This window comes from Arhodomonas sp. KWT (assembly GCF_010993615.1).
This window is the reverse complement of the sequence record NZ_WNXE01000268.1, coordinates 1-2,749: the sequence shown is the minus strand read 5'-3', so window position 1 is coordinate 2,749 and position 2,749 is coordinate 1. Positions and strand designations below refer to the sequence as shown.

Annotated in this window: 2 protein-coding genes; one reads left to right on the top strand and one right to left on the bottom strand. The window is 70.6% G+C overall.

All coding sequences use genetic code 11. The features are described from left to right. Positions 1-20: 20 nt before the first annotated feature. Positions 21-1,829: a sodium:proton antiporter gene (locus G7A99_RS17675; RefSeq protein WP_163142640.1), complete on the bottom strand. Its 1,809-nt coding sequence runs from the start codon at positions 1,827-1,829 to the stop codon at positions 21-23. A gap of 316 nt (positions 1,830-2,145) precedes the next feature. Here G7A99_RS17675 and G7A99_RS17670 point away from each other — a divergent pair. Continuing rightward, the coding region (locus G7A99_RS17670) for a histidinol-phosphate transaminase (protein ID WP_163142637.1) at positions 2,146-2,749 on the top strand (604 nt) is incomplete at its 3' end.

Genomic DNA, 2,749 nt, shown 5'->3' with positions numbered 1-2,749 from the left:
TGCGCGTGCTCCCGGCACGCTCAACCTGATGCCTCGCCGTCCTCGACCAGCGCGAGCACCGACCACTCCGGTCGGGGCTCGGGGTCGTCACCGCCGGTGAACACGTGGAGCGTGCCCGCCGGGTCCAGGGCGCACAGCGGTATGATTTCCCCGCCGTGGTGCGCTTGATACGCCGGCCAGTCGAACTGCGCCGTGAGCCCGGTCACGTGCACACTAGCCCCCTGGCCGATCAGGCTGGCCAGGCGCCCGTAAGTGGCGTCCGCGCCGAACAGCGTGTTGTCGTGACGGTGCCGCTGGCGCAGCGGCCCCGGCAGGCGCGCGTCTCGCTCCCCCGGCGGCAGGCGGAATACCCGGTGGTGCCCCAGTTCCTTGGCAAAGTGCAGGCTCGCCAGGGTGTTGAGATCGCTGCGCGGGGACAGACCGAACAGGAAGCCGATCCCGGTCATGCTCAGATGCCGTTCCGCGTGCTCCGAGGTGGGGTTGCCATAGTAGACGTCGAGCCCCTGCATGCGCGCGTCCTGGACGTTGTCCCAGTTGGCGTCCGCCAGGCGCACGGGCACATCCGCCGCGGCAAGCCCTGCGGCCACCGTCCGGGCGACCCGGTTCGCGCCGACGATGAGCACGCCCCGCGGCGCGGGCTCGCGGAGGTCCAGCCAGCCGGCGAGCGGCCGGGCCGTCGTGCTCTGGAGCACGACGGTGAACACGATCACCAGGAAGGTGAGCGGCACCAGCAGCTCAGCCCCCGCCACACTGGCGGCCTGCAGCCGCAGGGCGAACACCGCCGAGACCGCCGCGGCGACGATCCCGCGCGGCGCGATCCACGCGAGCAGCGCCCGCTCCCGCCAGTCCAGCGGCGTGCCGGCCGTGCTCACGAGCACGTTCAGCGGCCGCCCGATGAGCTGCATTACCAGCAGGACGCCCGCCGCGCCCCAGCCAAGGGCCGCCAGTGCCGACGGGTCCAGGCGGGCGGCAAGGAGGATGAACAGGCCCGAGATCAGGAGCACGCTCAGCGACTCCTTGAAGTTGAGGATATCGTCCAGCGGGACGCGGGGCATGTTCGCGAGCCAGATCCCCATCACCGTCACCGATAGCAGACCCGCCTCGTGGTGGATGCGGTTGCTGACGAAGTACACCGCGAACACCGCAACCAGCACGCCGACATTGTGGAGATAATCCGGCAGCCAGTACTCGCGAAGCGCGATCCCCAGGGCATGGCCGGCGAGCGCACCCGCAACGGTGCCGACCACGAGGACCGCCGCGAAGGTGAGCACCGTGGCCCCGAGGCTGCGCTCGCCGGCGCTCGCGAGGATGAACTCGAAGGCGAGTACCGCTATCAGCGCACCGATGGGATCGATCACGATCCCCTCCCAGCGCAGCACGTTGCCCACCCGCTCCCTGGGGCGGACGCTGCGCAGCAGGGGCACGATCACCGTCGGCCCGGTCACGACGGTGATGGCCCCGAAGAGCACCGCCATGGACCACGGCAGGGCCGTCAGCCACCACGCCGCGAGTGCCGTGCTCGCCCAGGTGATCGCCACCCCGACCGTGAGCAGCCGGTTGACCGGCCCTCCGAGGCCGCGGATCTCGTGCCGGCGCAGGGTCAGGCCGCCCTCGAAGAGGATCACGGCCACCGCCAGGGAGATGATCGGGAAGAGCAGCTCACCGAACAGCGCATCGGGATCGATCCAGCCCAGCGCTCCCGGGCCGGCCAGCAGTCCGGCCGCGAGCAGGAAGAGGATCGCCGGCAGCTGCATGCGCCACGCCAGCCACTGGGCCAGGACCCCAAGCACCCCGATTCCCACCAGGGCCGCCGTGATGGTCTCGCTCATGCCGCATCTCCCCCGTGTCCGGCAACCGTTCGTGGCGCCGTTCCCCCGGATTAATGGTGGCCGGTCACCATGAGGGCGCAGGATGTATCCCCTCCTGCCCGGCCCCGGTAGGCGACAGTCCCATGTCCTTGGAGCTGTCGTGGGCGTGTCCCCCGATGCAGTGTACCGGAGCGCCGGCCATGGAGGTGACCCCGGGACGGTGCCGCCGCGCTCTCACCGCGGACACCGCGTCCCTGAGCGGGCGCTCCCCCGCCCTGTCCTGGCCGTGCGGCGATCTAGTAAGCTGAACACCTGACCATCAGACAGTGCAGGGACGATGAGCTACGAACGCGACAACATCCGCCGGATGGCGGGCTACACGCCGGGGGAACAGCCGCAGAACCCCGACGCGGTGAAGCTCAACACCAACGAGAACCCTTACCCGCCGAGCCCGGCGGTGATGCGCGCACTCGCGGAAACGCCGGCGGACGCACTGCGGCGTTACCCCTCGCCCACGAGCGCGGCGTTCCGCCGTGCTGCCGCACGACAGCACGGCGTGGAGCCGGAGCAGATCGTCGCGACCAATGGCGGTGACGAGCTGCTTCGGCTGGCGATCACGACGTTCGTCAATCCGGGCAGCCCGGTGGGTGTCGCCGAGCCGAGCTACTCCCTGTATCCCGTGCTTGCGGGGATTCACGGCTCGCCGGTGGTGCGCGTGGCCCTCGGCGAGGACTGGCGCCCGACGCCGGACTTCGCCGAGCGTATGAACCGCGAGCGCGTGCCACTGACCTTCCTGGTCAACCCGCATGCCCCGTCCGGCACGCTGCTGGACCCGGACGCCATCGCCACGCTGGCACGCAGCCTCGCCGGCGTGCTGGTGATCGATGAGGCCTACGTCGACTTCGTCGATCCCTCGCACGGGCACGACGTGATCGCGCTGA

Coding starts and splice junctions, on each gene's coding strand:
- G7A99_RS17675 (WP_163142640.1), bottom strand. CDS start 1,829: ATGAGCGAGACCATCACGGCGGCCCTGGTGGGAATCGGGGTGCTTGGG.